The organism is Microcystis sp. LE19-41.2A (assembly GCF_027530405.1).
GTDB classification, from domain to species: Bacteria; Cyanobacteriota; Cyanobacteriia; order Cyanobacteriales; family Microcystaceae; genus Microcystis; species Microcystis aeruginosa.
In genome coordinates this window covers 1-4,317 of the sequence record NZ_JAPZQJ010000566.1, presented here as the reverse complement: position 1 = coordinate 4,317, position 4,317 = coordinate 1, and the positions used below count along the sequence as shown (strand labels likewise).

Annotated in this window: 4 protein-coding genes; all 4 read right to left on the bottom strand. The window is 38.7% G+C overall.

Annotation, left to right across the window (positions count from 1 at the left end):
• Positions 1-367: 367 nt before the first annotated feature.
• The 4 genes from O9290_RS23930 to O9290_RS23915 all read right to left on the bottom strand — a co-directional run bounded on the left by O9290_RS23930 (position 368) and on the right by O9290_RS23915 (position 4,201).
• On the bottom strand, positions 368-658 hold the full coding sequence (locus O9290_RS23930; protein WP_002764160.1) for a helix-turn-helix domain-containing protein: 291 nt from the start codon (positions 656-658) through the stop codon (positions 368-370).
• 558 nt (positions 659-1,216) lie between these two features.
• On the bottom strand, positions 1,217-2,038 hold the full coding sequence (locus tag O9290_RS23925) for a hypothetical protein (RefSeq protein ID WP_002760307.1): 822 nt from the start codon (positions 2,036-2,038) through the stop codon (positions 1,217-1,219).
• 11 nt (positions 2,039-2,049) lie between these two features.
• A complete protein-coding gene (locus O9290_RS23920) occupies positions 2,050-3,393 on the bottom strand; it encodes a glutathionylspermidine synthase family protein (RefSeq protein WP_288056711.1) in 1,344 nt (447 codons plus the stop codon).
• A 73-nt stretch (positions 3,394-3,466) separates the two neighbouring features.
• Positions 3,467-4,201 (bottom strand): DUF1190 domain-containing protein, encoded by a 735-nt coding sequence (locus O9290_RS23915; protein WP_002760305.1) that lies wholly within the window; start codon positions 4,199-4,201, stop codon positions 3,467-3,469.
• Positions 4,202-4,317: the final 116 nt, after the last annotated feature.

The window sequence follows — 4,317 nt, the reverse complement described above, 5'->3', positions numbered from 1 at the left end:
GAAGCGGTCTTTTCCGACCAAGGTTGGGACGGTCTACCACCTCTCTCAATATACAAGGTTGGGTTGAAGCATGAAACCCAACGCCCGATTATGTTACGCTACCGCTAACCCATCCTACAAATAATTGTGCCTCCCTACTTAATAAGGTGGCTAAGGTGGGGTTGACTTTTAAGGGTTTTTCAATGTTTGAAATCATCGCTTATTTTCCTCTGTTTAATCGCTTTTCTGCTCTAGATAAACTTTTTTCTCAACCTTTAATTTCTCTTTTTCAGTAATTAATTAAGTTTTCATCGGGGGATTTTTTTTGTTCCTCATTGGCAATTTTTTGATGATGGATCAGAATTTGATAACGAATGCTTTCAACAGATTAGCTAACAAGGCTCATTTTGACTTTTTGATTGAGTGCGGTGGCGATTTTTTGCAGCATTATTAGGGGATTGTCTTGATAGTCAGCGTCTTCTAGATCTTCAATAACGGATTTTTCAACATGGATTAGGTCGGCTAGTTGTTGTTGGGTTAATCCAGCTTTTGTACGAGAGTCATAAATCAGTTGTGCGATTTCTGCGTTGATGGATTCTAGGGCGATTTGTTCTTGTATTGTGGGATCGTCTGCGATGATTTGATGAATGATTTTTATGGCATCTGTGGTTTTAGGCATATTTATTTTTAGTTAATTTTTTTTGTTAAAGATGTCCTCGATTTTTTGATAGTTCATTTAGGATCTTTGATTTCTAATCATTTAAAAGTTTGGCTGATGTATTTTGTTACATAAACAAATTTTATATAATGCAATCTTACAATAATTTAGTAAATCCTGCTTGTTCAAAATGACGATCAGAGGTAAGCTGTTCGTAATTTAAATTGCGTTAACAGAAGGCTCTTCGTTACTTGGTATGGTTCGATAGGGGAGCATAAATCGACTAAATCCTTATCTGGCAAGAGACTTAATTGATTAGTTCGCTCTAGATCAAAAACAATCGACAAAAATCGCTAAATGCCTTTCTATATAAGGGTTACATCCAATATAACCCCCGTCCATTGCATAACACAAACCGAAGAGCCATTTTTCCGCACAATTTCTATTTCTCTTCTGCCTAGAGTCCCAGAAGAGCGATAATTATGATTGCTTCACCTGTAATGTTCTCGATTATTAATTCCAAACACGATAGATCAAGATTAAATGACTATTGTTCTGCAAAATTAGAGGACAAACTACTTAGGGAACAAAATCCCATCTCGCCAGTTTCCATTGCCAAAGGTTCTGAATCTGTTCAGGATATTTTGCTAAACCAAATTGGGCTAAAATTATCTGACTAATTACTGCATTAAAGTTTGTGGGAAAGCGTAATTGTTCCTGTGCATGATCCAAAAAAAATGTTTTACAATAGCGACCTAATTGTTTTTCTAGTTGGACAAGTTGTTTTAATAAATCAGGAATTTCCCACAGGCGATTGCGATGACTAAATTTCAGTAATTTTACCGCATTTTGAAAATGGCTGCCCTCATCTTGTACGAGATATTTCCCAACTTGACGAACAACGGGGCCGTAGTGCCGATAATATTCCCATAAATCTCGACGATAGGAAATCGTAGATCCCAACTCATCAAATAATAATGAAACTAAGATAGTAAATTCATCTGTTAAAAGTGCTTTGATCGGTTCAATCTCGTGGTTACGTTCAGCGAAAACCAGATCCATTTCTCTAAAACTTATACCAGAAATTAACCGATAAACTCGCCTCAAAGCTTCATAATGTTTTTGTTCATCTTCAAACCACTGGATCATCATTTGCCAGAAATCATCGCTAAATTCAGCTTTACGAGTTAATAAATAATTCCAGAGAGGAAGGCTATCTCCCTCACTATAAACATCTCGACTTAATAATAAACAAAAATGATGTTGTAAATTGGGATCAATCTGGTTTAATAATTGTGGGTTTAATTGATAATGCAGAGGAATACAGTCATCAACTCGCCAAGTTTTTTGTTGCAGTTTTAATTTCATTGCTTTTGCTTTTTTACAATCTTTCAGTTTCATTTATAAAATCTTTAAACGATCCCTTGATCGGAAACAATATGCGGGATAATTAAACAATAGCGTCCGGTAATTCTCAGGCGATCGCCCCGAATAATCACCCCGGCGGCTTCTCCATCTTCTAAGCCTCCGACTAACCAACTACCAATTACATAATAATAATTATATGCAATTGGTAAAGACACATATTCTTGGATAATAAACCCTTCTTTTCCATAACCAAAGCTTTCTCTGGCTTCAAGAGTCGAACCAAAACCTGTTTGGATAGATGTAGCGACTCCTTCTAATCCCAATATCGGTTTTTTAATATGGGTATTTAAACTTAAACGAGTGGCGGCGGGAGACAGATCTTGCTCAAAATAAGTCGGTAAAAGATAAGGAGAATAATCAGGATTGTCCTGAAATAAATCCCAGAAATACACGAGAGAACCTTTATTGGCTAAAACTTGTTTCCAAAGTGGTTCTAAAAACTTAACCTCACCTAATTCTAAACGGCGGGCAAAAATATCAGTCATACCAAAGTTTTCCACATCATTTTGTAAATCTGACCAATCGTAAATTTTCCAAATCCAGGGCATTCGTTCATTACAATGATCCACCAAATAACCCTGGTCGTCTATGCCAATTCCTCGCTGTTGTAGATGACCTTGCTCATCCAATTGATCTCTGAGATAAACTATCTGGCAATATTGCTGAGGATCAATCTCATCTTGAATCATTTGAATTAATTGAGCCGCCATTTCCTGATCCTCTGTTAACTTTTCATCAACCAAGAAAGATAAAACTTTCCCCGACATCTGATATACTTGAATAATCCGACTTAATTGTGCTGCAACTTTATCCCAAAAATCATTAAATTGATTAGCATTCTCGGGCAAAGAGTGGTCTTTTCGCTTTAACATATCCTGTAACCAATTCCATTGATAAACCTGTTCACACCCTAACAACGGAGTCTCGGCATTAATCTCAATCATTTTCAAGGAATTACTGGCTTCTGACATAACTAAATCAAAGCGCAGATAAAGGGATAAATCTTCTGGTTCCCTGCGTTCCCAGGATAATTGAATCGCCTGCCAATAAGCGGGATGGATTTGTAAACTGGCTAATCTTTGCTCCACTGCACCATCTTGTTCTGCGGTAAAAAACCAATCTAAATATTCCTGACACATTTTGCCAAGAGTTTCGGTGGCTGCTGCTAATCGAGTTTCCTCCTCGGTAGAAAATTGAAGATAAAAAGGTTGTTTTAACGCCTCCACCCAGTAACCCTGAGAGGCATCGCTTAAAACCTCTGCTTGATAGGCATGGTGGCGGATATGTTGTTGCCAATAGGGACGACGCGGAAAAGGAATAACTCGCATAATTCACCTCTTATATCACTCTGTGTCCTCTGTGTCTGGAGTGGTTTTTATGATGATTATTTAACCAGATTTATTATTTACCGATGCCACCCCGTCCTGTGGCCTTATAGGTGGAACCAAATCCAGTAGAAGACCGACCGCGAATAACGCCTGAGCCAATAGTCCCCGAAGGTCGAGCGGGAGCCGTAAAACGAGTATGTTGTGGAACTAAAATTTTAGTGCCTGGGGAGTAACGGGGTAAACTACGACCATAGGGGGTGACTAAATTGCCTGCGTTGCCTTGATAAACCGTTGTCGGACGATAGAGACGATGCTGGATACCGCCATGATAAAAATAAACGAAGTCATAGGTATTAGGATAGATAAAAGTTCCGCCAAAACTAGGATAGTAGCCGGTTCGTGGTTGACCACCATTTTCAGTAGCGGGACTACAGGTTAATCCCTCTGTTTGACATTGCTCCAAAGTGTCGTAAACGGGAGCATTACTTTCGTGTTCCCGTAAGGCTAGGGCTAGTTGTGCTTCACAGTCTTCTGGTGTTATGATCGGGGCGCTCGGTGTAACGGTACTTTTCCCCTGATTAACAGCCTGTTGTTGTTTGGTTAATTGTTGTTGACATTGACTGACATTTTCGTAAAAGATAGCTTCTACAGGTTGATCGGCAATCGCATCGTTAGGAGGCACTTCTGGGACAGAAGAAATATCAGAATTATCACTACAACTGGCGGTTAAGGTGGCGCAAAAAACCGCTAGAGCAAGATAGGAGAAGATTTGTTGGCGGCGGATCGGAATAACGCTTCTAGGTTGCATAATTTTAACCTCATAAATATTATGATATTTGGCTCTTCGTTACTCTTTATGCTAAATCAACATACAAGATGCCAAGACAACATACTTCTAACCCAAAAATTCCGAAAGTTTCTCAA